The 16,247-nt window shown below is 64.3% G+C and carries 12 protein-coding genes; 6 read left to right on the top strand and 6 right to left on the bottom strand.

What is annotated here, in order from left to right; translation table 11 throughout:
* Window positions 1-21: 21 nt before the first annotated feature.
* From FJW10_RS03235 to FJW10_RS03210, 5 genes are all read left to right on the top strand, one after another.
* Window positions 22-1,044: an AraC family transcriptional regulator gene (locus FJW10_RS03235; RefSeq protein ID WP_140898356.1), complete on the top strand. Its 1,023-nt coding sequence runs from the start codon at window positions 22-24 to the stop codon at window positions 1,042-1,044.
* 305 nt (window positions 1,045-1,349) lie between these two features.
* On the top strand, window positions 1,350-2,468 hold the full coding sequence (locus FJW10_RS03230) for a branched-chain amino acid ABC transporter substrate-binding protein (protein WP_140898355.1): 1,119 nt from the start codon (window positions 1,350-1,352) through the stop codon (window positions 2,466-2,468).
* A gap of 244 nt (window positions 2,469-2,712) precedes the next feature.
* Window positions 2,713-5,262: a caspase family protein gene (locus tag FJW10_RS03225; RefSeq protein ID WP_140898353.1), complete on the top strand. Its 2,550-nt coding sequence runs from the start codon at window positions 2,713-2,715 to the stop codon at window positions 5,260-5,262.
* A 445-nt stretch (window positions 5,263-5,707) separates the two neighbouring features.
* Window positions 5,708-6,799 carry an OmpA family protein gene (locus FJW10_RS03215; RefSeq protein ID WP_140898349.1) on the top strand — a complete coding sequence of 364 codons (1,092 nt, stop codon included), beginning with the start codon at window positions 5,708-5,710 and terminating at the stop codon, window positions 6,797-6,799.
* A 7-nt stretch (window positions 6,800-6,806) separates the two neighbouring features.
* A complete protein-coding gene (locus FJW10_RS03210) occupies window positions 6,807-8,042 on the top strand; it encodes a caspase domain-containing protein (protein ID WP_246674095.1) in 1,236 nt (411 codons plus the stop codon).
* Window positions 8,043-8,054: 12 nt separating this feature from the next.
* Here FJW10_RS03210 and FJW10_RS03205 read toward each other — a convergent pair whose 3' ends face one another.
* Entirely contained in the window at window positions 8,055-8,546 is a 492-nt protein-coding gene (locus tag FJW10_RS03205) for a hypothetical protein (RefSeq protein ID WP_246674094.1), read from the bottom strand.
* Between the two features lie 245 nt (window positions 8,547-8,791).
* Here FJW10_RS03205 and FJW10_RS03200 point away from each other — a divergent pair, with 245 nt between their 5' ends.
* A complete protein-coding gene (locus FJW10_RS03200; RefSeq protein WP_181177391.1) occupies window positions 8,792-9,328 on the top strand; it encodes an OmpA family protein in 537 nt (178 codons plus the stop codon).
* 242 nt (window positions 9,329-9,570) lie between these two features.
* On the opposite strand, the gene FJW10_RS03195 is transcribed toward FJW10_RS03200, so the two are convergent.
* The 5 genes from FJW10_RS03195 to FJW10_RS03175 form a co-directional block, all read right to left on the bottom strand.
* A complete protein-coding gene (locus tag FJW10_RS03195) occupies window positions 9,571-9,786 on the bottom strand; it encodes a hypothetical protein (RefSeq protein WP_140643195.1) in 216 nt (71 codons plus the stop codon).
* Window positions 9,787-10,013: 227 nt separating this feature from the next.
* On the bottom strand, window positions 10,014-12,455 hold the full coding sequence (locus tag FJW10_RS03190; RefSeq protein WP_140898345.1) for a M23 family metallopeptidase: 2,442 nt from the start codon (window positions 12,453-12,455) through the stop codon (window positions 10,014-10,016).
* Window positions 12,452-12,946, bottom strand: a complete 495-nt coding sequence (locus FJW10_RS03185; protein WP_181177390.1) for a DUF1036 domain-containing protein — start codon at window positions 12,944-12,946, stop codon at window positions 12,452-12,454. The genes FJW10_RS03190 and FJW10_RS03185 overlap by 4 nt, the downstream gene beginning before the upstream one ends.
* A gap of 11 nt (window positions 12,947-12,957) precedes the next feature.
* Window positions 12,958-15,468: a protein kinase gene (locus FJW10_RS03180; RefSeq protein ID WP_140898343.1), complete on the bottom strand. Its 2,511-nt coding sequence runs from the start codon at window positions 15,466-15,468 to the stop codon at window positions 12,958-12,960.
* Window positions 15,465-16,244, bottom strand: a complete 780-nt coding sequence (locus FJW10_RS03175; RefSeq protein WP_140898341.1) for a PP2C family serine/threonine-protein phosphatase — start codon at window positions 16,242-16,244, stop codon at window positions 15,465-15,467. The genes FJW10_RS03180 and FJW10_RS03175 overlap by 4 nt, the downstream gene beginning before the upstream one ends.
* Window positions 16,245-16,247 lie beyond the last annotated feature (3 nt).

Genomic DNA, 16,247 nt, shown 5'->3' with positions numbered 1-16,247 from the left:
AGGAGGACGGAGCCCTACGCAATGCAGCGCCGGATGATCGCCCCCTGTTTCATGAACGACACGCTCGAATGCCTTCGCCGCCACAATGTCGAGGCGGAGCCTCTACTGGCTCGCGTCGGGCTGCCGCCAGTGATTTCCGAGCCGATCTCGGCCGAACAATATGGCGCGCTCTGGCATGCCGTCGCGCAGGAGATGGATGACGAGTTCTTCGGCGAAGGCGCCCGGCCGATGCGGGCCGGCAGTTTCGCGCTGCTTTGCCAGGCGCTGCTCACCACCGAGACGCTCGATCATGCCTTGCGCAGGGGCCTGCGCTTCCTGCGCGCCGTGCTCGACGATCCGCATGGCGAGCTGACCGCCGGCAACGGGCTCGCCGAAATCAGGCTGAGCGATTCCGGGCCGCTGCGCTCGGCCTTCGCCTATCGTACCTTCTGGATCATCGTCCACGGCGTGAACTGCTGGTTGGTGGGCCGGCGTCTCCCGATCCGCTGGGTGGATTTCAAATGCAGCATCCCGCCGACGGGGAGCGACTACCGGCTGTTCTTCGGCGCGCCGGTGCGCTTCGACCAGCCCGAAAGCCGCCTCGTCTTCGACGCCGAATTCCTGAAGCTGCCGGTCATCCGCGACGCCTGCGCGCTGCGCGAATTCCTGCGCAGGGCGCCGGCCAACATTCTGGTGCGCTACCGCCATGACGAGGGGCTCTCGGCGGCCATACGCGGACGCCTGCACGCCACCGCGCCGGCGGCGTGGCCGAGCTTCGACCGGCTTGCCGCCGGCATGCGCATGCAGGCGCCGACCTTGCGTCGCAGGCTTCAGTCCGAGGGCCAGAACTATCGCTCGATCAAGGACGAGATGCGCAGGGCCCTGGCGATGGAGGCCCTGCTCAACGGCAGCCGCAGCGTCGCCGATCTCGCCGCCGACATCGGCTTTTCCGAGCCGAGCGCGTTCCACCGCGCGTTCCACAAATGGACCGGCAAGAGCCCGGCCTTGTTCCGCCGCGAGGCCTCGTCCGACGCCGATCCGCGCGACAATGCATCCGCGAATTAGCAGGCGAGCGACGCATTCCCGAAACATTGCAAAATCGATCACAAAATCTGGGTCTTAAGGTCATCGTATGCCACTTCGCTTGCAGCCAATATGCCCTGAAGACGGGGCATTTTGGGTGCGGATTGAAGGCAAGACATCTCTGGTGAAGGGACCTGCTCCGGCCTCATGTCCTGACCCGCTCGCCTGGGCCTGACCTTGCCCAACGGCAGAAACCGGCCCGCCCAATTCAAGTCAGCTCGATGCGTCGGACGTGGGCATCGCATCGAAGCCGCAACCAGTGCCCACCACGAAAATGGGAGCCTCATATGAAAAAATATCTTTTGTCGGCGGTGGCAGCGGCCGCGCTTGTCGCCTTCGCGGGCAACGCCTGGGCGGACATCGTCATCGGCGTCGCCGGGCCGATCACCGGTCCGAACGCGGCTTTCGGCGCGCAGTTCCAGAAAGGCGCCGAACAGGCGGCCGCCGACATCAACGCGGCCGGCGGCGTGCTCGGCCAGAAAATCAAGATCGAGATCGGCGACGATGTCTCCGATCCGAAGCAGGGCATTTCGGTCGCCAACAAATTCGTCGCGGACGGCGTGAAATATGTGGTCGGCCACTTCAACTCGGGCGTGTCGATCCCCGCCTCGGAAGTCTATGCCGAGAACGGCGTGCTCGAGGTATCGCCGGCATCGACCAATCCGCAATATACCGAGCGCGGCCTTTGGAACGCCTTCCGCACCTGCGGCCGCGACGACCAGCAGGGCAAGGTCGCGGGCGACTATATCGCCGCGAATTTCAAGGACGCCAAGATCGCCATCGTCCACGACAAGACGCCTTACGGCCAGGGCCTCGTCGATGTCGCCAAGAAGGATCTGAACGCCGACGGCATCACCGAGGTGATGTATGAAGGCATCAATGTCGGCGACAAGGATTTCTCCGCGCTCATCGCCAAGATGAAGGCGGCCGGCGTCATGCTGATCTATTTCGGCGGTCTCCACACCGAGGCGGGCCTGATCATGCGCCAGTCGGCGGACCAGGGTCTGAAGGCGACGCTGTTCTCGGGCGACGGAATGGTCTCGAACGAGCTTGCCTCGATCGCAGGCGATTCGGTTATCGGCACCTTGAACACCTTCTCGCCGGACCCGCGGAAAAACCCCGCCGCCAAGGACATCGTCGAAAAGTTCCGTGCCTCGGGTTTCGAGCCGGAAGCCTACACGCTCTACTCCTACGCGGCGGTCCAGATCGTCGCCGCCGCGATCGACAAGGCGGGCTCGGCCGACGACGCGCAGAAGGTCGCCGCGGCCATCAAGGCAGGCGGCCCCTGGAAGACGGCGATCGGCGACATCGGCTATGACGAGAAGGGCGATATCACGCGCCCCGACTATGTCATCTACGAATGGAAGAAGGGCGCGGACGGCAAGCCGACTTACGCCGAGAAGTAAACGCCGCGCAGGCGGGTGAGCCCGAGGATGCCCGGCTGAGACCGGGCGTCCTTGCGGGGATCGCATCTGCCCAGGTCATTGCGGCGCCCGGGCCTCTGAGCTATTTTAGCAGTTTATTGGATGCGCGATCTGCCTCGCAGGCGCATTCGTTGCCGTTTTGGCAGATTGTGAAGTCTTTAACAGACCGCGATGCCGCAAGCTGCGTTCTTGTGGCCGACAGGTCATAGCGGTTAAGGATTTTGCCATGCTGCGACGCTGCGCGCTGATTGCAGCCTTGATCCTCGTGGGCTTCACGGCGGTGCCGGCGCATGCCGATCGAAGGATTGCGCTTGTCATCGGCAATTCCGAATACCGCGAAATCCCGGCCCTCAAGAATCCCGACAAGGATGCGGAAGACGTGTCGAACACGTTCCGGCTGGCCGGCTTCGATGTGTTCGTCGCCAAGGATCTGACCAAGCTCCAGTTCGAGAAGGAGTTCCGCAATTATCTCGCGGCGGCGGACGGCGCCGATCTGGCGGTCGTCTACTATTCGGGACACGGCTTTCAGATTGGCGGCGAGAATTTCCTGATCCCGGTCGATGCGTCGCTCAAGGATGCGGCCGACATCGAGGTCCAGGCGGTCAAGCTCGACGATGTCCTGCAGCAATTGCGCGCCAAATCGAAGATCCAGGTGATCATCCTCGATGCCTGCCGCAACAACCCCTTCCCGCGCAAGGATTACTGGCTGCGCGACCAGTTGATCGCGGCCGGAGGCACCGGCCTTGCGCAGGTGAAAAGTTCGCTGAACACGCTGATTGCCTTCGCCACCGAACCCGGCGCGGTCGCCTATGACGGCTCCGGCGACCTCAGTCCGTTTTCATCCGCCTTCTCCCGTCGCGCTCTGGCGCCGAACCAGGAGATACGCTCGGTGATGGCTGCCGTCCGCCGCGACGTGGTCGAGGCCACCAAGGGCGCGCAGGTTCCGTGGGAGAACTCCTCGCTGATCGACGAGGTGGTGCTGATGCGCCGCGCCAACCGGCCGGCTTTGCCGCCGGTGCTGGAAAAGACCGTGCCGTCGGGGGTCGGACCGGTCGCGCTCGACCTGCCGGTGCCCGTCGATGTCGACGGCGGCGCGGTCAGCATCAGCATCGAAAGGTCGCCGGCGCTGGGGCGCCTGATCCTGGACGGCAAGCCGGTCGCGACCGGCGAGCCGATAGAGGGCGAGGATCTGCCGCGGCTTCAGATGGATGTGCCGAAGGGCGCCGACGCCGAGGATCAGGTCGATATGCTGGCCTATGCGACGCATGACGAATGGGGCGGCGGATCGCAGGGCATCCTGGTATTCCGGGTCAAGAATGGCGAGGGCGCCGCCGGCAAGCAGCTTGTGGCCTCGCTGGAGTCCGAGCAGAAGCAGGAGGTGGTGGAGCGGGGCATCCACATCGCCGGCGCCGCCGAAGCGATCGACAACCGCGACGTCAAGATACCCGTCGGCGTCGGCCCTGTGCCGCTGAAACTGGATGTCCCGACCAAGGATCCCGGCGTCAGCCTGAAGCTCGCGAACTATCCGGCAACCGGAACGCTGTCCCTGCCGGATCGCACCTTGTCGCCGCAATCGAGCCTGATGGCCGATGAAGTCGATAAACTGCGCTACGAACCGCAGATAGGCGCCGCAAAACCGTTGATCGTCGGCTTCGACATCATAGCCGACAACACACCGTCAAAGCCGGCGACGATGAAGCTGTCGCCGAGCGCCGATCCTTGCGACACGCGGGCAGGCGAGCCTTTGGACCTGCAGGGCGTCGTTCCCGGGCTGTTGCCGAACGAGATCGGCGCCGGAGCGGTGGAGGCATGCCAGGCGGCGGTGAAGACCTATCCCGATGTCGCGCGCTTCCACTACGAGCTCGGGCGCGCGCTGCTCGCCGTTGGCAAGGTTGAGGAGGCCAAGAAGGCGATCGAGGAGGCCGCCGACAAGGGACATGTCCGCGCGTTGTTCGAGCTTGGCTACCTCGTCGCGTCTGGAATAGGAACCGCTGTCGATCCAACGAAAGCGAACACCTTCTATTCCGCTGCATCCGACAAGGGAGATCCTTACGGGATGACGGCGTGGGGCCGCGCCTTGTTCAATGGCTTCGGAGTCCAGCGCGACGCGAGTAAGGGATTGGACTTGCTGCTCAAGGGCGCGGCGATGGGGCATACCTATGCGATGAACGAGCTGGCTTCGATTTTCACGGACGGCCGCAATGGAGTGCCTGCTGATTACGCCCGCGCGGTTGCCTTTCTCAAGGCGGGCGTTGAGCGGCAGGACATGTATTCGATGAACCTTTTGGGCCGCAACTATCTCACCGGCAAGGGCGTCGAACAGGATCCGAAACAGGCGCAGGCGCTTTTCCAGAAGGCGATGGATCTTGGCCAGCCCTATGCTCCTGCCAGTCTTGCACGCATGTACAGGGATGGTGTTGGTGTGGCGCTGAATTTGGACGAAGCGCAAAGGCTGTTCGAATTGGCAACCACCCGTGGCGACTATTCCGGTGCGTATGATCGGGCGGCTATCGAGATGCAGAAGGGCAACAAAGCCGATCAGGCTGTGGCTGTCCGGTATCTCGCATTCGCGGTCGGGCTTGATCTTCGTGACGAACTGCCGAGTGCAAAGACGACACTGGCGCAGTTTGGTCCAAAGCCGAAGACGGCAGCCCTCAAGCAGTTGCGCTCGGAACTTAAATCGAAAATTCCGGCGGATGGCTCGGTCGACGACCAATTGATCAAGACGGCCAGAGCTGTCTGGGAACAAGCCAACCCGCGTCGAGACTTGTTCTGATCAATCAGGAGGTAAGGTGGTGGGCAGGGCATTGAAACAGGCAATCATCGCAACGATCCTAACCGGTGCCTTGGCGACCGCAGGGTGCACCACCGTGCCCCCTAGGGTGGAGCCGGCACCGACGGTAAAGCACCGAACCAAGGTTGTTCGTACGACAACCGCGCCGAAGGTCATCAAACGGAAAAAGGTGATCGTCAAGAAACCGATCGAACCCGTTCAAAACGAAACGCCGCCTGTCATTGCGCCCTTGGGCGGAGGTGGCGCAGGTGGAGGTTCCGCCGGAGGCGGTCACAGTTGGTGACGAGGGTCGATGGAGACAAGCCGATCTCTGAATGGTTGATCGCGCTTTCGCTTCATCTAGAACCGCTCGCCAAGCCCGGCCAATTGCTCTATGCTCCCGTCACGTGCCGGTATCGAGATCGGGTTGTCCTGGCGGGGGCGTTCCATGTTCGAAGTCGTCGCATTCTGGCGAAAAATGCTAACCAAGGCCGCGGCTTTTGGCTTGATCGTTGCCGCGCTGCTGGTCTTCGGATCGCAGGCTGCGAGCGCCGCACCCAACTGGACGCTCGATCCGTCCGCTTCGGTGCTCACCTACCAGTCGGTGAAGAAGAACACGATCGTCGAGACCAACAAGATCAGGAACATCACCGGCACGCTGAGTTCCGCCGGCGATGCGAAGATCAGCTTCGACCTCAATTCCGTCGACACCGGAGTCGACCTGCGCAATGTCCGCATGCGCTTCCTGTTTTTCGAGACCTTCACCTATCCGACGGCCGAGGTGACGGCGAAAGTGGATCCGGCGGCGTTCGCCGACCTGCCGACCAAGCGCCGGGTGAAGACGACATTGCCGTTCCGCCTCAGCCTGCATGGCGTCGACAAGGATCTCGAGGCGAGCGTCGTCGTCACCATGATCGGCGATACCCAGGTTTCCGTCGCTTCGGAGGCGCCCGTCGCCGTCCACGTCGAGGATTTCGGGCTCTTGCCCAACATCGACAAATTGCAGCAGGCCGCCAACGTGACCAACATCGTGCCGACCGCTTCGGTGTCGTTCGATTTCGTCTTCACCGCCGACGGCGGCAAGCCGGCCGCCGTGCAGACCGTCGCCGCCGGTGCCGCCGAGGTCGGCCCCGTCGCCACCGATGCCGCGAAAGCCAATTTCAGCGACGAGGAGTGCCTGAACCGGTTTGCCGTGCTCTCGCGCACCGGCGCCATCTATTTCCGTCAGGCGAGCGCAAGGCTCGACGCGAAGAGCCGCCCGCTGCTGGCTGAGGTGGAAGGTGTCGTCGGCAAATGCCCGGCCCTCAAGGTCGAGGTGTCCGGCTACACCGATTCCGACGGATCGCCCGAGGCGAACAAGGCGCTCTCCGAACGGCGCGCCCAGGCGGTCGCCGACGCGCTGCTTGCCGATGGCGTCCCGCGCAACCAGCTCAGCTCGGCCGGCTATGGCGAGGACAAGCCTGTCGCCGCCAACGACACGCCCAAGAACAAGGCGCTCAACCGGCGGATCGAATTCTCCGCAAGCAAGCTCGCCAATTGAGGTGGCGGTGAGTTCCGCTCCGATCGCCTTTTGCGGTGGCATGTTTCGCGCCGCCGGACTTGTGGCGCTTGCCTTGCTCCTGACGTTGACGGCCGCGAACGCCGAGCGGCGTGTGGCGCTGGTGCTCGGCAACTCGCAGTACCAGCACGCAGCGCCGCTCCTCAATCCGGCGCGGGATGCGCAGGCCATGGCCGATCGGCTCAAGGACCTCGGCTTCGAGGTGGTCTCCGGCTTCGACCTCACCAAGCAGCAGACACAGGCTACGGTCGGGCAGTTTGCCAAGCAGGTGCGCGGCGCCGACATCGCGCTTTTCTTCTATGCCGGCCATGGCCTGCAGGTCTCCGGCAAGAATTATCTGCTTCCCGTCGATGCCGCGCTCGAGGATGAGACCTCGCTCGATTTCGAGGCCGTCTCGGTCGATTTCATCCTGCGCCAGATGTCGCGCGAGACCAGCATAAGGCTGGTTTTCCTGGACGCATGCCGGGACAACCCGCTCGCCGAGGTGCTGGCAAAGACTGCCGGCATCAAAGGCGCAAGCAGCGGCCTTGCCGAAATCCCGATCGAGAATGGCGGCGCTGGCACGCTGGTCGCCTTCGCCGCCAGCCCGAACCAGCTTGCCTATGACGGGTCGGGCGACCACTCGCCCTTCACCACGGCGCTGCTCCAGCATGTCGGCGAATCCAACGTCTCCATCACCGAAGCGATGAACAGGGTGACCAGCGACGTCTTCAAGGCCACAGCCGGCAAGCAGCGTCCCTGGATCAACGTCTCGCTGACCACCGAGGTCGTCCTGCACAGGGTCGATCTCAATGCGCCGCTGATCGTCGGCGAGGCAAACGGGCCGCAGGCCGAAGCGGGCTCCGAGACGCGCAACACCGGCGCGGCACCCGGCCAGGCCGATCAGCTTGCGCTCGATGCGCTGCGCGCAAAGATCCCGAAGCTGGCGACGGACGGCCCGATCCTTTTCGATCGCCCGGTCAAGTTCGGCGACCCGGCGATCGACGGCAAGAGCATAGCCCAGTTGATCAAGGGGGAGCCGCTTTTCAGTCCGGTCGAAGGCCTCGACAAGTCGGTCTGGCAAGGCAAGCACTGCGACGGCTGCCACGAGTGGAACGAGACCCGCCTCTGCGAGCAGGCGAAGAATTTCGCCGCCAACGACGTCTCCGTCCTGCGCCTGCAACATCCGCTTGGCACCCGCTTCAAGGTCGCTTTGGCCAGATGGGCGCAAGGCGGCTGCCAGTGAGCCGGAAAACCTCTAATGCGCGTCGACCGATTGTCGTTGCGCCTCCATCTCCACCATCTGGATGCCCATGTCGACGAAGGCGGAAAGCACGCCAAAGCGGTCCGCGGTCGAGACGCGCGCCAGCCCCGCCAGGATCCCGGCGTTGACGGCGTGGGCGGCGGGAAATCCGGTCGAAAGCATATCGAAGGCCGGGTCACGCCATGCCGCCGACAGCGCGATCCACGCAGCCGGCGTCGTTGGAGACGGGTCGACGACATCGCCTAGCGCCGCTCGATGGCGGGGATTGCCGGGCTCGCCGACCCAATCGTTGACGAGCGCCAGCAATTCGAGGTCCCTATCGGCAAGGAGTTCTGAGAGATGGCTCAGGCATTCATGCCCCCACCAGACCGCGGCGCGATCGGGCAGCAGATAGGCGCAGAACGTGACGGCTTCCTCCGGCACGCGTCCGGCGAGCAGGGCGCGGCAGAATTCCAGCGGGGGTTGATTGGCGGCAGGCGATTTCATGTCCCGGGCGATCGCGGGACAGGCAAGAAACAGATCCCTTGCGGTTCTGTATCCGAGTTCGTTGGCCATGGCTGCCACACCCCGAGAGCCAGCTGACAAGCACTCAAGCCTTTAGCCGAGAGCCGGTCAAGCCTTAGCTTTTAGCAGGTGGCGGCCGTTGGCAACGTGCGCTTGGTCACAGACAATCGTTTCAAGGTTTGATATGGTGCGCACCAGCGAAACCCGCTCAAACAGGAGTGACGGTCATGCGGTGGGGCAGCTCAGCCTTGGCATTGGCGGCCGTGCTTTTTTCAACGCACGTTTACGCCGATCCGCTTCAGAAATCGGAAGATATCGTAAAATTCTTCGCCGGCCAGGGTAATCTTGGCGCGTCACGCGGTATCTGCGTCGGCACCGAGGAAGAGTGCAAGAGCAAGGCCGAGAAGAACGAGGCGCCGCCTCAAAAGGCCGGCCTCGACATGATGATCAATTTCGCCTTGGATTCGGCCCAGCTCGACCAGACCGCGCGCACGGAACTGGACGAGTTCGCCAAGGCGCTGAAGGACAACCGGCTGAGCACGTTCAGCTTCGTCGTCGAGGGCCATACCGACGCGACCGGTACGGATCGCTACAACCAGGACCTGTCGCAGCGAAGGGCGCAATCGGTGGCGGCCTTCCTGGCGGCGAACGGCGTTCAATCTACCCGGCTCGAGCCGATCGGCGTGGGCAAGTCGCATCCGCGCGTCGCCAATCCATACGATCCGGTCAACCGTAGGGTGGAGATGCGGATCAGGACGCAATAGGCGGCCGGCCCAGGCCAGTCAGCTCATAGCGAACTGCCGATGCGAGCGCTGCCGCTAGCTCTCATCCTCGATCGGTTCTTGAGTGCGCCGCCCACCGCAATATCAACGCGGTCTTGCACAGCCGAGGCCTTCGCGGCACTAGACCGTGCAGCGATTTACCACTCGTTTACGATATTAGCGCAACCTGATATTTGGTCATGCTGGTACAGCGTACATGCCCAAAAGCCCTAGCGCCGATTCCTTCAGCGCTGGGGCTTTTTACGCATGATCCATTCGACTATGTTGGGGTCGACATAATCGTCTCCGGTCACGATACGGACCAGCTTCGTTGCGCGCGGCCGCCATTGATCTTCAGGAACCTTATCCTCGTCGACCCAGCGCTTGAACGCTTCGCGCATGACGTCGAATTCGAAGTATGAACCGTTGTCGTTGGATTGCTTTTTGACCATGGCGGGCAACGTCGAATTCTCTGAAATGTTCCAGCCTCAGATGCGGGCCTCGCCACTTACCCGAACCGTTAACGATATTTGTTGCTCTACGGATCACTATAACATGAGTGAATCCTAATGGAGGTTTTGTGGATGGTGCGGCGCAATTCAGGCAGGCAGCGCGGTTTCCGTCCATGCCCAGGTTCGTCAAATATAGTCCCCGCGTCGAAAAACGTTGTTGCTTGGTGAACCGAGAACTAGCCGGGCTCGAGCGTATCCTGGATCGAACCTATCAGCGCGGCGATCGCCTGCTTGTACTTCTCGAATTCCGGGGAGGTCTGCCGGACTTCGGTCGTGGTTGTCGTCGGCTGGCCCTGGTCGGTGACCACGCGCGGCGCTTTCTGCCCCATCTTCCGCTCCGCCCAATCGATGACGTAGCTGGCGCTCTTGCCGGTCAGGAACGGGTTGGCCTGGATGACGGCTGATCCGAGCACGGCGGTCAGTTGTGAGGAACCCGGTGCCGCCAGCACCTGATGCGCGCCTTCCATGCCGAGGAAATGGCAAAGATAGAGGCGTCCGGCGGTGATCTGGTGGCCGCGGGCGCGCAGATAGGCTTCCCCTTCGCGCGCGAGGTTGCGCACCATTTCACGCGACAGCGTGGCGTCGTAGCGAAGCGCAAGCAGATCGGCGGTCGAAAGCGAGCGGGCGAGGTCGGGCCGATAGGTGTTCATCATCCGGATCCAGGTCTTGGAGATGAACTGGCCGGCGCCGGTTGCCGAGGAAAGCGGGTTCTTGGCGCGCGCGCTGCCGCCGCTTTCGACATGCACGATCCGGTCGGTCAGCGTCTCGACCGCGGCATCGCCGGAGCCGCCGGAACTGACGGACACGGCTGTAGCGACCGAGGTGACAGTGCCCAGCGGATCGATCGCCTCGCCGTTCTGGTAGAGCTCGAAATGCAAATGCGGGCCGGTCGAAAGCCCCGTAGTGCCGATATAGCCGATGACGTCGCCGGCCTTCACCTTGGTGCCGACGGCGCTGGCGATGGCGAATTTCTGCATATGCGCGTAGCGCGTCTCACGGCCGTTGGCATGCGTGATCTTCACCAGATTGCCATAGCTGCCGCCATCGCCCTGGAACGAGATCTCGCCGTCGAAGGCGGCCATGATCGGAGTGCCGACCGGCGCCGCCCAGTCGACGCCCTTGTGGATTCGAACCGTGCCCAGGATCGGGTGCTTGCGCGGGCCGAAGGTCGAGGTCATCACTCCGGCGACCGGCGTGACCATGCCGTTGGTGACGGTCAGCGAGCGGACCTGGTCGTCGCCGGTCACGCAGGCATACTGGCCGTCGCCCTGCTGGAAGACGAAACAGTCGAGGCTCTTGTCCGTGCCCTGGACGCCGACATAGAGCACCCGTCCCGAAATCTCGCCCTGGCCGCGCGGCGTCTGCGAATAGATCAGCACCAGGCGCTGGTCCTCGCTGGCGAAGGCGTCGAGATCCTGTCCCCGCGACAGATACATGATCGCCTCGCCGATGACGCTGGTCGGCACCTTGTTGCGCGCCGCGGTCGAGTAGATCGCGTCGAGCAGGCGGTACTGCCGCTTGGGCCCGCCCTGGTCGGAGGCGCCGGAATAGTTGAAGAGGTCCTCGCGCACCCAGGGATCGACACCCGACACGAAGGCCCCGGCCGCATTGCGGGTCAGCGTGCCGACATAGACGTTCTTGGCATAGATGGAGACCTGCATCAGCGACATGGTCGTCGTCTCGCGGTTCGGCCGGAACCCGCGCATGGCCACGACAAAGCCGGACTCCAGCCCGTCGCGGTTGAACAGCGTCTTCAGCGCTTCGCCCGCAAGCTTCGCGTCGTCGGCGGAGAAATGCGCGTCGAGCGCCACGCTGTCCAGGCTGCGGTCGTTGAGGATCTTCACAAAGGTGTCCTCGGTCGCCTCGAAGCGTTGGTATTCGCTGGCGACGGTCGCAACGGTCGTGTTGTTCTCGATCGCGGTTTTCGTGAAAGCGGGAAGGGCAGCTTCGCCCTGGTCGATGGTCTCGCCCCAGCCGGCCTCGGGGTCGTCGGCATCGGCTTTGGGCGCTGTACCGGCGTCGCTCTCGTCCGGCGCCGCCTGGAGATCATTCTGCAGGTCGCCTTGCGGATCGCCTTGTTGACCGTCCGGCGCCGCGGCCGGAGCGGGCGGGGCCGGTTGCTCATCTTCCGGCTCCGTTGCCGAAGGCTTGGGAGCTGCCTGCCGCTGTGCCTGGAAGAAGGCGAAATCCTCCTGCGTCGACGGGATCGTCGTCATGAACTTTTCGCTGGCGCTCAGCATCACGTCGGAGAGGATGTCGATCTGCGGCGAAGCCGCGGAACTGTCGAGCTCGGCCGGACGCGCGACGGTCTTGCCCTTCGTCGCGGTGTCGGCATCGGGCGCCAGCGTGATCCACATCGGATCGCCGGCGAGATCGATGATCGCCGGCACATAGACCGAGGCGTCGGGCGGCACGTCTTCCATGTCCTCGACGGGATGCAGCTCTTCGTCCTCGTCGCCGAACGACCAGTAGTCCCTGGTCAGATAGAAGCCGGTGGCTAAGGCGACGACTGCGAGCGTGGCAAGGCCGGCAAAGGCCCGCCGCCAAAGCTTGCGCCGTTGCGCGGCCAGGCGCGCCTGCTTCTTCTGTCTGAAGCTCGTGTCGATCGAGTGCGTCACGGGCTGTTTCCGGTCAGGAAATAGGTCCAGCGCACCTGCTCGAGCGTGTCGACCTCGACGAAGCGCGCCGCGATATGGCCGCGCTGCCAGCACGCGTCGATGCCACGGATCGAGAAGCGCCGCCGGTCGATGCACATCTCGGTCGAGCCGTTGAGGATCGCGTGGCCGAAGACGTCCGTCGCGTAGAGGTAGATGTAGCGGTTGGTCAGCTCCTCGCGGATGACGTTGACGCACTGGTTGGCGCCGATCGTCCACCAGCCGTCCGTCTGGTCGGCGTTGTCGACCTTCTGTCCGACGGCGAGATTGACGACGTCGAGCGTCTGGTTGCAGACGGTGAATTCGGCGTGCGCCTTGCCGGGCGAAAGGATCGAGAACAGCGCCGCCCCGAACAGCGCCGCAAGCGTCATGCGGCCCGGGAACGGCAATCGGAGCCGGCTACGCTGCTTGCGTGGCGGGGGCTGGTGCAAAGAACGCAAGGTGCGAAGGTTCATCGGCGTTCATGCTATCCGCCAAGCCGGAAATAGGTGGCCGTGGCGGAGAACTGCGATCCGTCGGCCTCGATCTCCTCGAGGATCCTGGGCAAAAGCTCCGAGGCCGGCGTCGGCCTGGAGAACATGGCGGCCTGGATGTCCTTGGGCCCGGTGATCACCAGCATGATCTGCGGCACCGCCTTGCCGGCTGCCTTGTCCGCGGCGGCGAGGCCGATCGGGATGTTGAAGGTCACCTTGTCGGCTTGCGGCACCATGCGGTCGTCGAGGTTGAACGCCACGCCCTTGTGGTCGATCAGCATGATGTTCGAGACGAGCCCGCCGCCCGTATAGAGCGCGCCGCTGACCGGCGAGCCGTCCGGCACCGATGTCCGGTCCAGCACAAGCTGCGGCTTCGCGGCCGAGCTCCGGTCGAGGAAGCGAAGGAAAGTGGGCACTCCGCACTGGGACAGGGTGATGAGGCGCACGCTGATGTCCGGCTCGATGTGGAACCTCGTCTGGAAATCGCTGAGCAATTGTTCGAAGGATTGGACCGCCGTCCCGTATCCCTCGATCGCGGGGGAAGCGCCGGGTCCCGATGTCACGTTCGCGTAAAAACAGCTGCCGCCGCTGAAATCGCGAACCCAGGAGCGCTGGTCGTTCCACTTGACCGTGTTCTCTTCCAGTGACGGAAGCGCCGGCTTTGGCACATTGATGGCAACGTCAGTATCCGGCTGCTTGGTCGCTGGCGGCTGCGGTTGCTGCGCCGGCTGGGTTGGCGTGGTCGGCGCTTCAGTCTGGCTGGCTGTCGAGGTCTGTGCCTTCGGCTCCGCCGGCGACGTGGTTGGCTGCGCCGGCGCCGGACTCTCCGGAGCGGGGGGCGGGGAAGCGTTCGGCTTGGGCAGCTTGGAAAGCATGTCAACGAGGTCTTTTACGCTGGGCTTGGCTGCCGGCGGATTCGCCTCCTGCGCCGGCTTGTTCTCAGCCGCCTGGCTCGGCTTCGGCGTCTTGGCCGCCGGCTCGCCCGTCGGCTGCGCCGGCTTTTGGCTTTCGGCGGCCGTTGGTGCGGGAGCCGGCGCAGGCGTTGGCGACTGCTGCGCCAAGGGCTGCACGGGTTTGGTCTCGACCTGAGGCGTCTTTGCCTCGCTCTCCGGCTGGGTGGCTGGCGGTGTCTCCTGCTCGACGGGCGTCTTGGCCTCCGCATCGGGTTGTGCAGATGGCTTCGCGCTATCAGGTCTCGGTGGTTCCGTCTGAGGCGCGGCCGGCGCCTGCGGCTGGGGTTTCGGCGCCTGCGGCTGCTGCGCTTCGGCCGCTGGTTTGGCGGCTTCCGCGACCGGTTTCGGCGTCAGCGCCGTGGATGTCTCCGTCACCGGCGGAGGTGCAAGCACCCCGCCGAAATAAAGGCCGCCCCCCACCAGCACCGCGAGCGCCGCGACGCCGCCGGCGATGGCCGGCATCCGCGAAGCCTGTTTGGGCGCGGCCGGCGCGGACGTGCTGGCCGGTGCGGCAGCCGGTGCGGGCCGTTGCTCCGACAGGTATGCAGGGCGCACATGCTCGACGAAGCGCGGCTCGCCGGGAGGCGTCGGCGGCTGGGGTTTGGAGTCCGGTGGCGCCGTCCAGCCGGCGCGCGGCAAACCGGAGCGTTCGCGTGCGCCAAACGACACCGGCGGCGGCAATGTCGCCTCGAGATCCTCGCCGCGCGTCGCCCGGGCGATCTCGCTCATGCTGGCCGGCCGGTCGCGCGGATCCGGCTGCAGCATGGCCGAGATCAGGTCGTGGAAATCGGGATCGATATCCGACAGGTCCGGCACGGTCCGGCGCTTCTCGATGACCTCGTATTGCGAACCGCTCATGTCGAGCGGCTTTCCGCGCAGTGCCGCGGCCAGCACCAGCCCAAGGCTGTAGATATCAGACTGCTCGCTGACATCGCCGCCATAGAGGCCAAGCTGCTCGGGCGAAACATAGTTGTATTTGCCGGCGAATTTTCCGCCGATCAGCGTTTCGCCGCCGACGGTCGCCGAGCGCGCGATGCCGAAATCGATGATCTTGGCGCGCTCCACCCGGCCGCCGGGCAGGATGATGTTGTCCGGCGAGAGGTCGCGATGCACGGCGCCCGCCTGATGCACGGCGCTCAAGCCGGAGGCGAGGCGATGGCAAAGCCGGCGCACATCGTCCCCCTGCATCGGTCCGCGCCGCATGATGTCGAACAGCGACTCGCCGTCGACGAACTCCATCGCGAGATAGGGACGGCCGATCCCCGTATCGATGGTGAAGACGTGGTAGCGCACCACTGCGTCATGCGACAGATGGTTGAGGATCGACGCCTCCTTGCGGAACAGCGACAGGATCGTCTGGTCGCGCGCGAATTCTGGCAGCACGATCTTGATCGCCACATGGTCGCCGGTCTGGATGTTGTGGCCGCGATAGACTTCGCCCATGCCGCCGGAGGCGATCTTCTCGTCGAGCTCGTAAATGCCGCTGAGCTGCGTGCCCACCCCGGCATAGATGACGTTCGTCGAAATCCGCGTCTTGTCGTCGTCGCTCATCTGGCCAGGCCCTCCACTGCGGACCGATCCGGATGGAGCGCGCCGTTGCGCCCGCCGCCGATCTTCACGAGTACAATGGTCACATTGTCGGTTCCGCCGCGCGTCAGCACCATGTCCAGCAGGATCTGGCAGGCCGCCCGCGGCGTGGCGGATTTGACCTCGGCCTCGATCTCGGCGTCGCTGACATGCGCGGTCAGTCCGTCGGTGCCCAGGACGAAAACGTCGCCCGCCATAAGCTCGCCCTGCTGGAAATCGATCTCGAGCTCGTCGCTGACGCCGACCGCATGCGTGATCACGTTGCGGCGCGGCCAGGTGCGCGCTTCCTCCGCGCTGATCATGCCGCGGTCGAGCAATTCCTGCACCTCGGTGTGATCCTTCGAAACCTGGAAGATCGAGCCGTTGCGCACGAGATAGATGCGGCTGTCGCCGGCCCACAGGCAGGCGAAACGTCCATCCATGGCAAGCAGGGCCGCGAAAGTGGAGCCGATGGTGATGCCGCGCGAGCGCGATATGTCGCGGATCTCGGCATTGGCGCGGCTGAGCCGGTCCTCGAAGCGGGCGCGAAGGTCCGGCGCGGAGCTCGCAATGCCGATCGTTGCCAGATGGTCGACGATGCTGGCCGAGGCGACTTCGCCGGCCTCATGCCCGCCCATGCCGTCGGCCACCACCCAGAGCCCGGTCTGCGGTTCGATGAGGTAATTGTCCTCGTTGTGATCGCGCACGCAGCCTTTGTGGCTCACGCCGAAGCTTTCGATGGGGAGGGCGACAGTGCTCAATTT

Source organism: Mesorhizobium sp. B4-1-1 (assembly GCF_006439375.1).
In the GTDB taxonomy this organism is placed as follows: Bacteria; Pseudomonadota; Alphaproteobacteria; order Rhizobiales; family Rhizobiaceae; genus Mesorhizobium.
Note: the sequence above shows the minus strand (reverse complement) of the source record. Positions and strands in the feature narration are given on the sequence as shown.

What these genes read in the sequence shown, in the direction of transcription:
- FJW10_RS03185 (WP_181177390.1), bottom strand. Translation starts at nt 12,946, where the DNA reads ATGAACCTTCGCACCTTGCGTTCTTTGCACCAGCCCCCGCCACGCAAG.
- FJW10_RS03205 (WP_246674094.1), bottom strand. Translation starts at nt 8,546, where the DNA reads ATGAAATCGCCTGCCGCCAATCAACCCCCGCTGGAATTCTGCCGCGCC.
- FJW10_RS03225 (WP_140898353.1), top strand. Translation starts at nt 2,713, where the DNA reads ATGCTGCGACGCTGCGCGCTGATTGCAGCCTTGATCCTCGTGGGCTTC.
- FJW10_RS03235 (WP_140898356.1), top strand. Translation starts at nt 22, where the DNA reads ATGCAGCGCCGGATGATCGCCCCCTGTTTCATGAACGACACGCTCGAA.
- FJW10_RS03180 (WP_140898343.1), bottom strand. Translation starts at nt 15,468, where the DNA reads ATGAGCGACGACGACAAGACGCGGATTTCGACGAACGTCATCTATGCC.
- FJW10_RS03215 (WP_140898349.1), top strand. Translation starts at nt 5,708, where the DNA reads ATGTTCGAAGTCGTCGCATTCTGGCGAAAAATGCTAACCAAGGCCGCG.
- FJW10_RS03200 (WP_181177391.1), top strand. Translation starts at nt 8,792, where the DNA reads ATGCGGTGGGGCAGCTCAGCCTTGGCATTGGCGGCCGTGCTTTTTTCA.
- FJW10_RS03230 (WP_140898355.1), top strand. Translation starts at nt 1,350, where the DNA reads ATGAAAAAATATCTTTTGTCGGCGGTGGCAGCGGCCGCGCTTGTCGCC.